The sequence below is a fragment of the Helicobacter sp. MIT 01-3238 genome, assembly GCF_003364135.1.
GTDB lineage: Bacteria > Campylobacterota > Campylobacteria > Campylobacterales > Helicobacteraceae > Helicobacter_B.
This window is the reverse complement of record NZ_NXLN01000001.1, coordinates 37,693-53,454: the sequence shown is the minus strand read 5'-3', so window position 1 is coordinate 53,454 and position 15,762 is coordinate 37,693. Positions and strand designations below refer to the sequence as shown.

The following is a 15,762-nucleotide window of genomic DNA, read 5'->3' as shown; positions in this document are numbered from 1 at the left end:
AATCTAGCGTAATGACACAAAACATAGATTTTGCCAAATTTGCCAAATACTCCAAATCCGCCCCACGATACACAAGCTATCCCACTGCGGTGGAGTTTGGAGCGGATTTTGGCTATGAGGATTTGAGGGAATCATTTAAGCGAAATGATAGCTATGACACGCAAGAGAGCAGGCTTCCACTCTCGCTATATGTGCATCTACCATTTTGTCAAAGTGCGTGTTATTTTTGCGGATGCAATGTCATCTATACAAGCAAGCAAGACAAAAAAGACAGATATATTTCATACTTGCAAAAAGAGCTAGCGATTTTATCTACACTTATGGATACTTCACGCGAAGTAGTCCAGCTACATTTTGGTGGTGGGACGCCGACATTTTTTGATTCTACACAGCTAAGCAAAGTCATCACTCTCATAAAAGACACATTCCCAAACTTCGCACTAAACGCAGAGATAAGCTGCGAAATCGACCCTAGACACTTTGAAATCTCACAAATGAATGCGCTAAAAGAGGGTGGGTTTAATCGCTTGAGTTTTGGTGTGCAAGATTTTGATGAAGCGGTGCAAAAAGCAGTGCATAGATTTCAAAGTGTAGAGCTAGTAAATGAAGCGATAAATATCGCTAGAAAAAGCGGGATAAATTCTGTGAATTTTGACTTAATCTATGGCTTGCCAAAGCAAACGCTAGCTAGCTTTATGGCGACACTTCAAAAGGTAGTATCTCTTAGCCCTGATAGATTAGCGATATTTAACTACGCGCATATCCCGTGGCTAAAAAAGACTATGCGCAAAATCGATGAAAATGACTTGCCAAGCCCACAAGAAAAGCTAGAGATTCTAAAAAACACCATTGATTTTTTGGGCAAAAATGGCTATGAAATGATAGGTATGGACCACTTCGCAAAAAAAAGCGATGAGCTATACATAGCAAAGCAAAATGGCGAATTGCGGCGCAATTTTCAGGGCTACACTACACGCGGATTTTCCCAAACAATCGGCATAGGGCTGACTTCCATAGGCGAGGGGAGAGACTACTATGCCCAAAATGTCAAAGATTTGGCAAGCTATGAGAATGCGCTAGATGAGGGGAGAATCCCCATCGAGCGAGGTATAAAGCTATCAAGTGAAGACATACTACGCAAAGAAGTCATTATGGGACTTATGAACAACCTAAAGCTAGATTTTGATAGTATCGAGAAAACTCACAATATCGACTTTAGAGTGCATTTTGCTAGCGAGCTAGAAAGACTAAAAGAATACGCAGATATAGGTGTGCTAGAGATAAATGACAAGGGGCTATATCCCACCCCCACAGGTGGGCTACTTATCCGCAATATCGCAATGGTGTTTGATAACTACTTGCACTCCCTACCCCAAGAAAAGCGAGTGTTTAGCAAGACAATATGATAGACTTCACCCAAACTTCAAACGCCTGTGTCAAATGTGGCAAATGTATCCCTTACTGCACGATTTATCGGCTAAAGCGTGAGGAGGTTACCTCCCCACGCGGATATTTAGACCTCATTGGTGCATACAAGAGAGGCGAACTGCCATTGCAAAAAGATTTTAAAAATATGCTAGAATCTTGCTTTTTATGCACTACTTGCGTGGATTTGTGCCCATCTCATCTCCCAATAGACTCCGCCATAGAAAAAATCCGCATAGACATAGCACAAAAATATGGAATCGCGTGGTATAAAAGGCTATATTTTTTCTTGCTAAAGCATAGAAAACTTATGGATTTTGTGTTTAGCTTTGCCTACTTTGTCGCTCCGTGCGCGTTCAAAAAAGTAGATGGTGGAAACAAAATCTTTTTTAGCAAGCGCGTGGTGTTTCCCTTTGTCAAAAAAAGTTTTTTGCAAAAATATCGTGGTGAGATTTTGCCAAATCATAAAAATGAAAATCTACAAAAAGAGCAAAATCTAGCACAAAGTCGCTCGCACGAAGCAGGGGACAACCTAGCGCAAGGTTATAAAAATCTGACCCAAAGCCACGAGCAAAAGCCCGCCCAAAATCTAACACACAATAAAGTCGCTATTTTTATCGGCTGTCTTGCCAACTACAACTACATAGAGGTGGGCGAAAGCCTGCTTAAGATTTTGGGACATTTGGGGATAAAAGTCCTTGTGCCTGCCCAAGAGTGCTGTGGTGCGCCTGCGTATTTCACAGGCGATATTGGCACTGTGCTTCATCTTATCAAGCGCAATATTGAGCTTTTTGAGAAGTTTATTGATGAAGTAGATGCTATCCTTATCCCAGAGGCGACTTGTGCAGCTATGCTTATGGTGGATTGGGCTCACGCGCTAAATGCAGAGCCAAATACAAATGAGCGCGAAAAGTGGCAAAAAAGACTTGCAAACCTCACACCCAAAATGTCTATGGCAAGCAAATGGCTACAAACGCATACAAACCTAGAATCTGTTTTGAACAAAAATCCTGCCTCTTCTCCAAAATCTCTCACTTATCACGACCCTTGCCACGCCAAAAAAGTGCTAAAAGTGCATAAAGAGCCACGCGCACTACTTAGCGCAAACTACGAGATACGCGAGATGAGCGAGCCTGATAGGTGCTGTGGGTTTGGCGGGGTAAGTATGCAGCTAGATAGGTATGCACTCACGCTACAAGCGGGCAAGCCAAAGGCAGAGATGATAGCCCAAAGCGGTGCGAAAATCATTAGCGCGGAATGCTCTGCGTGCCGAATGCAAATCACAAATGCTATGTCTCAAAGCAATGTCAAAGCTAGCTTTGCCCACCCACTTGAGCTAATCGCACAAAATCTAGACTAAGATTTTTATGCGATTTTGGGGGATTTTGTGCTTTTTTAGATGAAGTTTGCTTAAAATTTTTGAGTAAAACTACTATTAAGTCTGCTATTTGAATCTATCATTTGAAAAAATCTAATGAAAGAAATTCCAAGATTTTAGCAATCTGTGTGCGCTAGCAGTTCTTTTTCTATCTTTTGCTATCTTTTTTGTTGCCACAAAACTTCATAACTTTTCTCTAAAAAAACCTAAAATCATTTCGCCTGCCAAATAAAAGCCACTTATCAAGCAATTTGTAAAATCCACACTTAAAAACTCCACCCAAAAATTCCTAAAAATTTCTCAAAAATTTTTTGTCTATTTGCATTGCCCTATTTTGCGTGATTTTTTGTGATTTTTTCTCATTATTGAAAATATATTGATAATTATGCGAGTTGTTGTTAATTTTTGTTTAAGCAAATTTTTTCTACAATTCGCGCATTTTATAATTTCTAAAGCGATTCTCAAAATCTTTAGGATTATAAGACTATCAAAATCCAAAAGGACACACAATGAAACAAACTCCACACACCGCATTTGACACAATTCAAGCAACTCATAAGCAAGCATTCAAACCAACACCACTAAAAATACTTCAGTGCGAAAACTCGCACAAAATCCCGCATAAAGCCACACTTGCGCTAGCTTTTTCCTGCGCTTTTGGCACTGCAGCACTAGCACAGATTGCAGAATCTAGCGTAGATTCTAGCCAAAGCGCAAATCCTCAAACCCCACAAGAATCCACATCATACAATACCACACAAGACAATGCCTACAACGCCACCCAAAACCCCAAAGACTACACTTCCTTAGACTACACCTCTTTGCAAGCGCAAGATTTGGGCAAAGTTTCAGCCACTGCCAAAGGATTTGAATCAAGGCTAGATGAGCTAAATCGCAATGTCTATATCATAGACAAAGACACGATTGAGCAAAAGGGATTTAAGAGCACCGAAGAGATTTTTAGCTATATACCATTTATCACGCGCAATTCTATCGGGCTAGGGAGCAATCTAGACTTGCGCGGACAAGGCTCATCTGCCAATGTCAATGTCCAAGTCCTGCTAAATGGCATAAATCTAAATATGCTAGATTCTAGCCACGGCGTTACACCTATAAACACTATCGCTCCAAGCGATATTGAGCGTATAGAAGTCTTGCCCGGTGGCGGGGCGGTTATGTATGGCAATGGCACGCGTGGAGGCGTGATAAATATCATTACCAAAAGACGATATGAGAAATTCTCCCCAAGTGTAGGCATAAGCTATTCAGGTGTGCCAGAAATATTAGGGGGGGGGGGCAAGTATAAAAACCTATATGGCGATATAAATGCGGATGTGAGGTTTGCAGGTAAAATCACAAAAGGGCTTTATTATGGAGTTAGCGGGAGATTTCTACACAAAAGGGGGTATCGCATAGGCGATAAAAGCGATGCCTACAATGTCGGTGGGAATCTTATGTGGGACATTACGCAAAACCATTCACTTGGCTTAGAAGCGAGCTACTTTCAAGGATATATTACCACTACGCCAAATCTACTATTTCGCTTAGGAAGCGCAAATGGACAATCTAGTAGCACAGATAATTCGCCTGATAAATCCAAGCGATATGATAGCGGACAAGGTAGCATAAAAACCAAACAAGATAGAATCGATACTGCACTTACTTATGATGCAAAATTTGGCGAAAATCATAAATTCCAAGTAAAAGCATTTTTTCACTATCTAAAAAACAAATACGATACAAACTTGCAAGATATTTGGTATGCGGCACAAGGTATGCAAATGTGGGTGCAGGACTTTTCTCAAAGCGGTTCATACTTTGTCGATGAAAAAATCGGGCTAAATCTACGCTATGATTGGAAGCATTACAAAGGATTGCTTATCGTTGGATTTGATTCTGTTTATAATATAGGGGAGCGATTTTTGTCGCTGTATTATGATGTGCCTTTTGGCAATATGCGAATGAATCACTATCTTTACACGCCAATCTTGGCAAACAAATGGACAAATTCTCTCTATGCGATTGAAAAATTTGACTTTACGAAGCGATTTTCTCTCACGCTTGGTGCAAGGTATGAAAACGCCAAATACACAGGAAAAAGACGATATTCTAGCAATATGGGAATGTCTTTGCCCAATAATAACACATACCCCGCAAGCCCTACCCCAAGTTATAACACCACGCGCCCTGACAAAGCTATAAACGATAATATCTCAAACTACGCCTTAGAGCTAGTGCCAAACTACAACTTTGGCGCAGGCAATGTCTATGCTAAGTATGAGAAAGGATTTCGCTCGCCAAACCCTGATACCCTCACAGGAGTGGCAGGCGGACGATATGTAGACTCCAATGTCAAAAGTGAGCAATACCACACCTTTGAAGTGGGTAGCAAATCCCAAATCGGCAAATATGTTTTTCTCTCTGGCTCGGCTTTTTATACCCTTACCCAAGATGAGCTATACAACTACGGAAGTGCGCACTCTGGCTTAAGTGGCTTTGGCTATCGCAACTACGACTTGACACAAAGAGTGGGTGTGGAGATTTTCTCAAAGCAAGAGTTTTTTAGTCAATCGCTACGATTTAGCGAGAGCTTCACTTATGTCGATGCGAGAATCCTAAAAGGCACATTTGCCACTGACAACGCTTCTCGCTCAATGAATGGAGAGAGAATCCCATACACTTCCAACTACAAAGCCACAATCGGCATAAACTATGACTTCACGCGACACTTTGGAATTTGGACACAAAATTCATTTATCGGGGCGCAAAAAGACATAGCAGGAGGGACAATCAAATCATACAGCTTGACAGATTTGGGACTTGATATGCGATTTGGGGATTTTAGCGCGACTTTTGGCGTGCGAAATGTGTTTGATACGGTGTATTTCTCATACTACAACTCTGATGCTAGCGACCCAACAATCGGCAATAGCTACCTCTACGCAAAGGGGCGAGAGGTGTTTTTGGATTTGCGCTATGCGTTTTAGGTAGAGTTTTGATAGTTTTAGTAGCTTAGATTTTTGGATTTTTATGGAGGGGGTTTTGGTGTATTTTGCGAGTTTTAGGCAAATCATATAAAGAAGTTTTTAGAAGCAATACAAAACATTGCAAAAAGATTTTTTTAAGTCGGGGGGAATCTATCTTAAAGCGTGGCAACGATAGATTTAAGAGATTTGAGACTTCTACGATTCTAGGCTAGAATCGCGTTTGTGGCTATGGTGGCGATTGAAAGATTGCTTACTCTAATCTGCTTTATTTTTATTCTGCTTTTATTTACTTTACTTTATTCTTGCTCTGCGCTCTACCCCCACCCTAATTTATTTTGACTTACTTTTTACTTGACTTGTTTTGCCCTATCAAGCCAAACTCGCCCTGCCCGCTTTAGCCTGACTTTGCTTCCAACTTGATTTTGCTTTGAAGCGATATGCTAGCCACCAAACCCACTGCTTTTGCTTGGTGTGCCACCCTTTGTGCCACCTTGAGAGCCACCAAAAAACCCTCCCTTTGCATTGCTTGGTGTGCCTCCTCTTGCCCCACTCGCAGAATTTGACTTACCAAAGCTATTTGCACTTCGCTCATAGGCTTGAGGGGATTTGTATGTGCGCTGTTTGTTTTGCTGGTAGTTTGGGTTGTTAAACAGCTTGTTGCCGATATAGCTCCCTAGCATTGCACCCGCTGCGCTTGCTAGGATTGCTCCTCCTAGTCCTAGCCCGCCACTTTCGCCACCACTTGGGCTAGCAGTAAGTGCGCTTGTGCCGTTGTCTATTTTTTGCTCTTCTTCTTTTAGCAGTTTTTGGATTTCCTCATCGCTTAGCACGCGCTCATTGCCCGAAGTGTCGCGCACGACAATGTGGGTTTTGCCACTTGGATATTCCTCTAGCACTTTGTAGCTACCGTCTGCTTGCTGCTCTAGTAGGACAAACGCACCTTGCTTGATTGCTTGGCTTGCTTGTGGATTTTGCTCGTTTGGGTTGTTTATATCACAGCCTGCAAACACACCTACCACAAGCGCGCTCACGCCACCTATCATCGCAAAATCTGAAATCTTGCGCAAATATTTTTTGTTAGTCATATATTTTTTGCTCATTTTTACTCCTTGAAATTAAACTACCAAAAATTAGAGTGCCAAAGCTAAAATCAGCTTTTATTTTATCGGTTCATAGATAAAAGGCACGGCTTCTATTAGATTTGAATCCCCTAGCTTTTTGGTTATGGCAGATACTTGCGAAGTGTATTCTTGCTTTTGTGGGCTTGCCTTGTGCGTAGTGGCATAGACACTTCTTAGCAATGATATTTGCTCTTTTGGGGTTTTGGCTGATTTGATTTTGGAGATAATCTCGGCAGACTTTTGCAAAGAATCCTGCCCTAGAAAACTTACTAGCACCATTACTACCGTGCCTTTTGCTAGCTTTGATTCTATCTGTGCTAGCTCTTGCTGACAATGCACGCACATAGGGTCAGAGACAATGTAAGTGATTTTGTTGCTAGCACCTTGCAAACGAATAGCATAATCCTGCGGAATCGAAGCAAAAAGCTTATCAAGTGTGGCTGCGTTTTGAAGTTTGAAATTATAGGCGTTGGCTTTTTCTAGCTGTGTGGCGACAAACTTGGCATCTTCTTTATCGCCAAAAAACGCCATAGGTGCAATCATAGATTTTTGCTTCTCATCGGTTATGATTACGCTTTGGTAGCCGTTTTTGGTGTCTTTTACCACTAGCAAAAATTGCTTAGAACCTTTAAGTGGCTCAAAAGAAATAACCTCAAACTTCGCTCCTGTCTGTCCCTCAAGCACTTTTATGGCGTCTTCTTTCACTCCTGCACTAAGCGGAAGTGCAAAAACACCGCACAAAAAAAAGATTTTAGATATTCTTGTCATCTTAGCTCCTTAAATATGTGGAAAATAACGCAACATATTGCCACAAAAAACAAAATATTTATGAAATGGTATAGGCAAAAGCTTTCAAAAACGCGCAATGGCTACGAAATCTAGCTTATATCTAGCCACAATAAAATGAAGTAAGAAAAAAGCAAAGAGTAGGCTTGCCAAAAATAGCCTTGCAAGATTTGCTAGAATCTATATAAATTCCCAAGCGATATGAAGCGATATGAAGTAAAAAAAAGTAAAAACTAATGGCTAGCAAGTTTGATTTTGTCCCAAACTTGCTAGCACAACTTTTGTAGTCGTGCTAGCGTAATCAAAATCCAAAAATGTGCTTAAAATCCATAGATGACTTTAAGCACACGATAAAAAAACCTCCTAGAAAAATCCTAGTTTGTTTATGCCATAGCTTACAAGCAGATTTTTGGTTTGCTGATAGTGCTCAAGCACCATTTTGTGCGTTTCGCGCCCGATACCGCTTTGCTTGTAGCCACCAAATGCCGCGTGCGCTGGGTATGCGTGATAGCAGTTTGTCCATACGCGTCCTGCTTTTATGCCTCGCCCGAAGCGATATGCGCGGTTTATATCGCGAGTCCATACACCACTGCCAAGCCCATAAATCGTGTCATTTGCGATTTCTAGGGCTTCCTTGTCGTCTTTGAAAGTAGTAAGTGCGAGCACGGGTCCAAAGATTTCTTCTTGGAAGATTCTCATTTTGTTATGCCCTTTGAAAATCGTAGGCTTGATATAGCAGCCGCCTGATAGCTCACCACCGCGATTGTCTCTCTCGCCGCCGATAAGGCACTCCGCGCCCTCTTTTTTGCCTATGTCTATGTAGTTTAGGATTGTTTTGATTTGATTTTCATCGACTTGCGCGCCCATCATTGTCTCTGGGTCTAGTGGATTGCCTAGCTTGATGGCTTGCACGCGCTTTAGCACTTTCTCTATAAATTTATCATAGATTTTCTCACTCACAAGTGCGCGAGATGGGCAGGTGCAGACTTCGCCTTGATTGAAAGCAAAGAGCACAAGCCCTTCGATTGCTTTGTCAAAATACTCATCTTCAAAATCCGCAATATCCTCAAAGAAAATATTTGGCGATTTACCTCCTAGCTCCAAAGTCGAGGGGATAATATTTTCTGTGGCAAACTGCATAATCTGGCGTCCCACGCTCGTAGAGCCTGTGAAAGCAATTTTGGAGATTTTGGGACTTGTGGCAAGTGTCTTGCCGATTTTGCCACCGCTTCCGTTGATGATATTTACCACGCCATCAGGGAGCAAGTCGCCGATGATTTTAAATAGCACCAAAATGCTTGCAGGTGTAGGGCTAGCAGGCTTTATCACTATGCAGTTCCCTGCGGCAAGTGCGGGGGCTAGCTTCCACGCTGCCATTAGCAGTGGGAAATTCCAAGGGATTATCTGCCCCACAACGCCTAGTGGCTCGTGGAAGTGATAAGCAATCGTGTCAGAATCTATCTCGCTTATCGCGCCCTCTTGCGCCCTTAGCGCACCTGCGAAGTAGCGAAAATGGTCAGCCGCCAAAGGAATGTCCGCGTTTAGCGTTTCACGGATTGGCTTGCCATTATCCCAAGTCTCTGCGTGCGCAATTAGCTCGAGATTATCCTCGATTCTATCAGCGATTTTTAGCAAGATTCTTGCTCGCTCTTGCGGACTTGTGTTTGCCCATTTGTCCTTTGCTTTGTGTGCTACATCAAGCGCGTTTTGTATGTCTTTATCGCTTGAGAGAGGCACTTTGCATAGCACTTCGCCCGTGATTGGGGTTTTGTTCTCTACATATTGTCCATCCACAGGGGCGACCCATTTGCCACCGATATAGTTCTCATATTGCTTGTCAAAGACATTTGCAATGGTTTTGTATTTGCTCATTTTGAGCCTCCTTTTTGGGGTAATATTCTAGGTAGATTGTCTTGCTTTTTGGCAAAATTCTCCAAAACCTAGTAAGGTAATATAACTCTCTAATAATAAACGATTTTATAATTAAGGCAAAAAATTATGTGAAATTTTTGTGCTTTGTTACAAAAAGTGATATGAGTAGCCAAAAAGCGAGTTTGATTCCCAAAAATAGCGATAAAACGCTACCTAAAATGCACAAAAAAATGAGAATCTTAAAAAAAATAATGCTTAAACTTCCCTCTCTAGATTCTCGCACTTTTGCGCTAGAATCCAATGCGCTAGAATCCAAAAATTTAGCCACTACACAATCCCACTTACAAACACCACCAAAATCACAAGCGGAATCACATATTTGACATAGACAAACCAAACAGAAACGATTTTGGGACTATCACAACCCTTTTTTAGCTCATCTTTTGCGTCCTCTCCTAGCACCCAGCCGACAAATATACTTGCCAAAAGCGCAGTAAGGACAAAGAAAATATTGCCACTGACAAAATCAAAAGTATCAAAAATATTTCTACCAAAAATGCTAACTTCCCTCCACGCTCCATAGGATAGCACACAAGGGAGATTCCCACATACAAAAGTCGCGCTAAGGACGACAATCGTAGCAAGTTTGCGACTAAGTCGTAGCTTTTCTTGCGCAGCAGTGATAAGCACTTCATAGAGTGTGATAGAAGTAGTAAAAGCTGCGATAAGCAACAAAGCAAAAAACACAGCTCCCACAAATGCGCCAAATGAGATATGAGAAAACACCACAGGCAACACCTCAAAGACAAGCTTAGGTCCAGAATCAGGCTCTAGCCCAAAGCTAAAAAGAGATGGGAAAATCATAAACCCTGCCAAAAGCGCGATAATGGTGTTTAAAATCCCTGTGCTAAGCGCGGTTTTTAGTAGATTTTCGCTTTTATCAAGGTATGAAGAAAGTGTAATCATCACACCAAATCCAAGCGATAGGGCAAAAAATACCTGCCCCAAAACAGCGATAAAAAGTTTGGGAGAAATCTTGCTAAAATCAGGCATAAGATAAAACTTCACACCCTCTAGCGCACCGGGCATTGTGAGATTTTTTGCTGCTATGCCGATGAGAAAAATAAAAAGCAATGGCATAAGCACTTTCATTGCTTTTTCTATACCATTTGAGATTCCCCTGCTTAGCACGATATAGTTTAGCCACACAAACACAAGCGTATAAATCGCCACCATAAGCGGACTATGCTCAATGGATTTTAGGTAAAACTCACGCGTGCTATCTGCACTAAGGGAGGAGGCGACATTTAGCCCACCGCTTATTAGATTCCACAAATAAGTCAAAACCCAACCACCAAGCACCATATAATACGCAATAATCCCAAAGCAACCAATAAGCCCCATAATTCCTGCGATTTTCCAAGTGCTAGAAAAATCTTTGCGCTGCACAGAGGGACTAAAGGCGTCCAAAGAATTTGTATGTGCCCTCCTGCCGATGACATTTTCTACCAAAATCATCGGTATGCCGATGACAAGCATTGCAATGATAAACACAAGCACATACGCACCACCTCCGTTTTCTCCCACAAGATAGGGGAATCTCCAAGTCGCCCCAAACCCGATAGTCGCTCCTGCGACGGTTAGGACATATATAAAGGCGTTTGACCAAGTGTGGCGATTATTTGTGGTTTGCTTTGACATTGCTAAGAATCCTTAAGTTGTGAGTTTTGCCGTGTGTTTTGGCATTGGTGGCTTATGCTATATTTTCTACCCAAAGAGAAGTAGTTTAGCACACATCGCCAAACACACGATAACCACAAGTGGCTTAATAAGCGTGATTCCATAGCGCAGGGCGAGCTTTGCGCCGATATTTGCGCCCACAAACTGCCCCAAAGCCATAGCAATCCCAACCGCAAACAAAATATGCCCAAACGCCATAAACACAAGCACGGAGGCGAGATTGGTAGCGAAGTTATACAGCTTGGCTTGGGCTAGCGCGTCTTTTATGCCAAAATCGCCTAGAGAGATGAGGGCTAGCATCAAAAAAGAGCCCGTGCCCGGACCAAAAAATCCATCATAAAATCCTATGCCACCTATGCTAAGTGCGAGGATAGCCTTGCGTGAAATTCTAGAATCTAGAGTACTTGCCGTGCCTTGTTCTTGGCTTGATTGCTTGATTTTTGGGGAAAAAAGAAAATACAACGCGAAAAAGATAAGCAAAAAAGGGATTGCCTTGCGCAAAAAGTGCGCGTTGATTGCCTGCACAAGCAGTGTGCCACACAGCGAAAACACAAAGGCAAAAAGCACAAAAAGCGCGCATTTGGGCAAGTGTAAATGCCCTTTTTTGTAGAAGTGCAACGCCGCGCTAAAGCTCCCAAAAACCGCTTGGAATTTATTTGTCCCTAGTGCCTCGTGCGGGGGGATTCCCGCCATATAAAGTGCTGGGATTGTTATCATTCCCCCGCCTCCTGCGATACTATCGACAAAGCCTGCCACAAGCGCGACACAAGCGAGTAGGAGGAGTGTGGTGATGCTTATGTCAAATGCCATTTATAGATTGTCCTTGTGTTTTGGCGTAGTTAGATTTTGTCGCTAATATTCTCACGCAAAAAACTAAAAGGTGGGAGTGGCAGAGGAAGTGCAATAGCGTTTGTGTTGCCACTATGGATAGAATCTAGCTCTTTGCCATTTTCTAGCAGGATTTTTTCAAATCGCATATAGTATTTTTCGCCCTCCTTGTAGATTTCGCCAAATGAGCCTTTTTGCTCAACTAGCTTAGAATCTAGCGGGGCGACTATCTCTTTTGCTTCGCCTGCGCGGATAGTGTGCCTGCACAATGCTAGCTCACCACACTCGCTTACTTCGGCATTTACTTGGTAGCTACCCTCGCTTATAGCTGTGAAGTGGTTTTGTGTATCTAGTCGCTCAAATGGTTTTCGCACCAAAAATCCATCAGTAAATCCGCGATTTTTAAGCGTGTGTAGCTCATCTTGGTAGGCTTGCGGGCGAAAGATTCCGCGCTCATAGTCGCGCAAAGCCATAGCATAAGTGCGAGCAGTGATACCTGCATAATAAGTGCTCTTGGTGCGCCCCTCGATTTTTAGCGCGGATATGCAATCGCTATCAATGATTTCTTTTATGTGGCTAGCGAGGTTTAAATCTTTTGAGTTAAAAATATGTGTGCCAAATCCCTCCTCCTCTTGTAAGCGCAAAAGCACGCCATTATCAGGGTTTTTGGCATAAAATTCCCTCTCATCAAATTCCACTAGCTCGCCACTATCTTTTGAGCGCACAAAATACTGATAGTCAAATCGGCAGTCATTTGCACAGCTTCCGCGATTTGGCATTCGCCCATTTTGTAGTGATGAGATGAGGCAACGACCAGAAAAAGCAAAGCACATACTTCCGTGTATGAAAATCTCTAGCTCTAAGTTTGGAATCTCTTTTTTGATGATGAGCGCGTCTTTTAGGCTTAGCTCTCGAGCAGCGACTATGCGCTTCACACCCATATCATAAAACACCTGCGCATCAAGGACATTTAGCACATTTGCTTGGGTGGATAGGTGGATAGGAATTTGTGGGGCTAGGCTTTTGCATAGTCTTACTATGCCGGGGGCTGCTACGATAAAAGCATCGGGCTTTAGTTCTGCCATTTTGCAGATATGGGATTTTAGGGATTCTAGTTGGGAATTAAAGGGGAATCCATTTATGGTTACAAAAACTTTTTTGCCCCTTTTGTGCGCATAGTCTATGCCATTTGCAAAATCCTTTAGCACAAATGCTTGCCCAGCACGCGAGCGCAAAGAAAACTGACTAGGACTGCCATACACTGCATCCGCACCATAAGCTAGGGCGACTTTTAGTTTGTGTAGATTTCCTGCAGGGGATAGTAGCTGTGGGATTTTTGACTTGGTGGTGCTAGATTTTGGCTTTGTTGTGTCGCTAGATTTTAGTTTGTGGGAGCTACTAGGATTTTGCATTTGTGTATTTTAGGCTTAGTGAAGTATACAATCTTGGCTGATATTATTGATTTTGGGCTAGCTTTTTGCACCAAATGAAGCGATAAGGCTTTCGATTTCTTCGGCGTTTGCTACATCGGCATTATCATCGCCCTGTATATACACCGCACTTGATACGCGCTTGCTATCATCGATTTTGCTTTCAAATAGCGAGTTCATATATTGTGCCAAAGCGCGCATTACATTGATTACGCGCTCAATTCGCTGGCGATTTATGTCTTGGAATTGCATTATATCCATTGCTTGTAGCATAGCATCAGAGCAGGCATTTGCGCCGTCTATGATTTTAGCCACACTTTCTTTGGCGGTTTTTGTTTGCTCACAAGACTCTGCAAATGCTTTGACATTTGGGAATTTTGCCGTGAGCTTGACAAACATTTCTTCTTGCTTTGCTAGGTATTCTTTGAGAGATTTTGCGGCTTTGGCGACATCATCAGCATTTGCACCGATAATGTCTAGCTGGTCAAACACCTCGCCTGCTTTTGCCTCCGTATCACGCGTAACATCATCAAGCTGATGAACGACTTTGTGGTCTTTGTTTGGTGGAGGTGGGGGCCACTCTTTAGAAGCTTCCACGCGGAAATTATCATCGCTGAAGTTAGACTGCTCTTTTGATGAAGCAGAATCTAGCTCTGTATTTTCTGCGCTATCTGTGCTAGTGCTATCAGCACCTGCACTTACTAGCGCGTCTAATTCTTCTTGAGTCATTATCGCTCCTAACGAGAAGTTGCGCGATTATACCATTTTTTTGGGGATTTTGTGTGGATTTAGATTTTGTTTTGCAAAAGTTTGGGTAAGAATCTTGTGTCGATATTGTCGGTGTTTTTGTGGTTTTGCTAGGATTTTGGGATTTGGGCAGGCGTAAAAAAGTGTGTAAAAAAGCGTATAAAAAAAGAGGCAAAAAAGTGCAAAAATAAAAAGTCGGTTAAAAATAGATTAGCAAAAAAATGATGCAAAAAGTTTTGCAACCTTTTGCACCCAAAACCCCCTCCAAAAATCTTAAAAAAAGATTTTCTAAAAGTTTTTTAATCCCCCGCAAAAACCCACACTCAAAAAGCGTGGCAACACAAACCGCAAAAGACAAAATCAAAAAGGCTTAGAATTTCTTTTTGTCTGTGTCATTTGCGATTTCTATGGCGATACCATTTACGCGCTTAGTAACCTCATTTGTGCTATTTGCCACTTGGAGATTTTGCTGTGTAACGCTCTCAAACTGCTCTATCGCCTCGTTGATTTGTCCTAAGCCCTCTGTTTGCTCGTTGATAGATTCGCTCATCTCATTTACAGATTGCACTAGGATATTTACATTTGCTTCGATTTCGCTAAGTGAACGAGTAGTTCGCTCTGCTAGCTTTCGCACTTCATCAGCGACAACGGCAAACCCTCTGCCGTGCTCGCCCGCGCGTGCGGCTTCGATAGCAGCATTAAGCGCAAGTAGGTTTGTCTGCTCGGCTATGTCTTTGATGACACTTACGATGTTTTTTATGTCTTCGGCTTGTTGTGTAGCTTCGCCTGTCTTGCTTGCGACATTTTGCATAGAGGAGTTGATTTGCTCTACTGCTGCGGCTGTCTGCTCAACAGAGCTAGCTTGAGTTTGTGAGCCCTCTGTGAGAATCTGCATAGACTTGCTTAACTCTTCGGCTTGGACTTTTAGCTCTTTTGCGAAGTTTGCAGATACTTTTAGCATATCCACGATAGAATCCCCTAGCTGATTTACGCTTACTTCTAGTCCTTGAGGATTGTCTATACGCGGTGTGAAGTCATTTTTTTGGTAGGAAGCAAACACTCTTGCAGGATTTTCTAGATTGCCACCGACAAGGTTAAATAGTGCTTGAGACATTTCGTTAATCCTATCTTTTAGCGTATTTACTTGAGGATTGCCTGTGTGTTGAGTGATTTTGCTACCAAACTTACCAGCTTTTGCTTCCTCTACCATACTTACCACTTCTTTGATGACGCTTGCATCTTGCTCAAGTGTCTCTTGTGTGCGTTTGGTGTTTTCATTGAGTGCGATACCCATAGCACCGATTTCATCGCCTGCGACTATGATTTTTAGCGGTGCAGGAGGAGTGGTTGTTTCGTGGTTTAGGTATTTAAAGAACTCTAGAAGTTTGCTTGAAACTTTGCCGATTCTCATTACTACGCGGGATTTGATATACCAAGATACAAGTAGT

12 protein-coding genes are annotated in these 15,762 nt (G+C 42.4%); 3 read left to right on the top strand and 9 right to left on the bottom strand.

From position 1 onward, the window contains the following. The first annotated feature begins 11 nt into the window (after positions 1–11). From hemN to CQA40_RS00205, 3 genes are all read left to right on the top strand, one after another. Complete coding sequence (gene hemN / locus CQA40_RS00220; protein WP_115518995.1) at positions 12–1,406, top strand: oxygen-independent coproporphyrinogen III oxidase; 1,395 nt, start codon at positions 12–14, stop codon at positions 1,404–1,406. Continuing rightward, on the top strand, positions 1,403–2,785 hold the full coding sequence (locus CQA40_RS00215) for a (Fe-S)-binding protein (RefSeq protein WP_115518994.1): 1,383 nt from the start codon (positions 1,403–1,405) through the stop codon (positions 2,783–2,785). Before hemN ends, CQA40_RS00215 begins: the two co-directional genes overlap by 4 nt. Before the next feature lie 527 nt (positions 2,786–3,312). Then, positions 3,313–5,790 carry a TonB-dependent receptor gene (locus CQA40_RS00205; protein ID WP_115518992.1) on the top strand — a complete coding sequence of 826 codons (2,478 nt, stop codon included), beginning with the start codon at positions 3,313–3,315 and terminating at the stop codon, positions 5,788–5,790. 440 nt (positions 5,791–6,230) lie between these two features. On the opposite strand, the gene CQA40_RS00200 is transcribed toward CQA40_RS00205, so the two are convergent. From CQA40_RS00200 to CQA40_RS11830, 9 genes are all read right to left on the bottom strand, one after another. Further along, positions 6,231–6,890, bottom strand: a complete 660-nt coding sequence (locus tag CQA40_RS00200; protein ID WP_258864399.1) for a UPF0323 family lipoprotein — start codon at positions 6,888–6,890, stop codon at positions 6,231–6,233. 57 nt (positions 6,891–6,947) lie between these two features. Next, entirely contained in the window at positions 6,948–7,679 is a 732-nt protein-coding gene (locus tag CQA40_RS00195) for a hypothetical protein (RefSeq protein ID WP_115518991.1), read from the bottom strand. Between the two features lie 381 nt (positions 7,680–8,060). Further along, the gene (locus CQA40_RS00190; protein WP_115518990.1) at positions 8,061–9,569 is read right to left on the bottom strand and encodes an aldehyde dehydrogenase family protein; all 1,509 of its coding nucleotides are present in this window, start codon (positions 9,567–9,569) and stop codon (positions 8,061–8,063) included. A 124-nt stretch (positions 9,570–9,693) separates the two neighbouring features. Continuing rightward, positions 9,694–9,897: a hypothetical protein gene (locus CQA40_RS00185; protein WP_115518989.1), complete on the bottom strand. Its 204-nt coding sequence runs from the start codon at positions 9,895–9,897 to the stop codon at positions 9,694–9,696. After that, positions 9,897–11,270, bottom strand: a complete 1,374-nt coding sequence (locus CQA40_RS00180; RefSeq protein WP_115518988.1) for a sodium-dependent transporter — start codon at positions 11,268–11,270, stop codon at positions 9,897–9,899. Before CQA40_RS00180 ends, CQA40_RS00185 begins: the two co-directional genes overlap by 1 nt. Before the next feature lie 66 nt (positions 11,271–11,336). Further along, positions 11,337–12,119, bottom strand: coding sequence for a TSUP family transporter (locus tag CQA40_RS00175; protein ID WP_115518987.1), 783 nt, complete (start codon positions 12,117–12,119; stop codon positions 11,337–11,339). Positions 12,120–12,148: 29 nt separating this feature from the next. Continuing rightward, a complete protein-coding gene (locus CQA40_RS00170; protein ID WP_115518986.1) occupies positions 12,149–13,549 on the bottom strand; it encodes a peptidase U32 family protein in 1,401 nt (466 codons plus the stop codon). A 57-nt stretch (positions 13,550–13,606) separates the two neighbouring features. Further along, the gene (locus tag CQA40_RS00165; protein WP_023927513.1) at positions 13,607–14,296 is read right to left on the bottom strand and encodes a hypothetical protein; all 690 of its coding nucleotides are present in this window, start codon (positions 14,294–14,296) and stop codon (positions 13,607–13,609) included. Positions 14,297–14,684: 388 nt separating this feature from the next. Further along, a complete protein-coding gene (locus CQA40_RS11830; protein WP_408605732.1) occupies positions 14,685–15,125 on the bottom strand; it encodes a methyl-accepting chemotaxis protein in 441 nt (146 codons plus the stop codon). Positions 15,126–15,762: the final 637 nt, after the last annotated feature.

What these genes read in the sequence shown, in the direction of transcription:
- hemN (WP_115518995.1), top strand. Translation starts at nt 12, where the DNA reads ATGACACAAAACATAGATTTTGCCAAATTTGCCAAATACTCCAAATCC.
- CQA40_RS00215 (WP_115518994.1), top strand. Translation starts at nt 1,403, where the DNA reads ATGATAGACTTCACCCAAACTTCAAACGCCTGTGTCAAATGTGGCAAA.
- CQA40_RS00205 (WP_115518992.1), top strand. Translation starts at nt 3,313, where the DNA reads ATGAAACAAACTCCACACACCGCATTTGACACAATTCAAGCAACTCAT.
- CQA40_RS00200 (WP_258864399.1), bottom strand. Translation starts at nt 6,890, where the DNA reads ATGAGCAAAAAATATATGACTAACAAAAAATATTTGCGCAAGATTTCA.
- CQA40_RS00195 (WP_115518991.1), bottom strand. Translation starts at nt 7,679, where the DNA reads ATGACAAGAATATCTAAAATCTTTTTTTTGTGCGGTGTTTTTGCACTT.
- CQA40_RS00190 (WP_115518990.1), bottom strand. Translation starts at nt 9,569, where the DNA reads ATGAGCAAATACAAAACCATTGCAAATGTCTTTGACAAGCAATATGAG.
- CQA40_RS00180 (WP_115518988.1), bottom strand. Translation starts at nt 11,270, where the DNA reads ATGTCAAAGCAAACCACAAATAATCGCCACACTTGGTCAAACGCCTTT.
- CQA40_RS00175 (WP_115518987.1), bottom strand. Translation starts at nt 12,119, where the DNA reads ATGGCATTTGACATAAGCATCACCACACTCCTCCTACTCGCTTGTGTC.
- CQA40_RS00170 (WP_115518986.1), bottom strand. Translation starts at nt 13,549, where the DNA reads ATGCAAAATCCTAGTAGCTCCCACAAACTAAAATCTAGCGACACAACA.
- CQA40_RS00165 (WP_023927513.1), bottom strand. Translation starts at nt 14,296, where the DNA reads ATGACTCAAGAAGAATTAGACGCGCTAGTAAGTGCAGGTGCTGATAGC.
- CQA40_RS11830 (WP_408605732.1), bottom strand. Translation starts at nt 15,125, where the DNA reads ATGCAAAATGTCGCAAGCAAGACAGGCGAAGCTACACAACAAGCCGAA.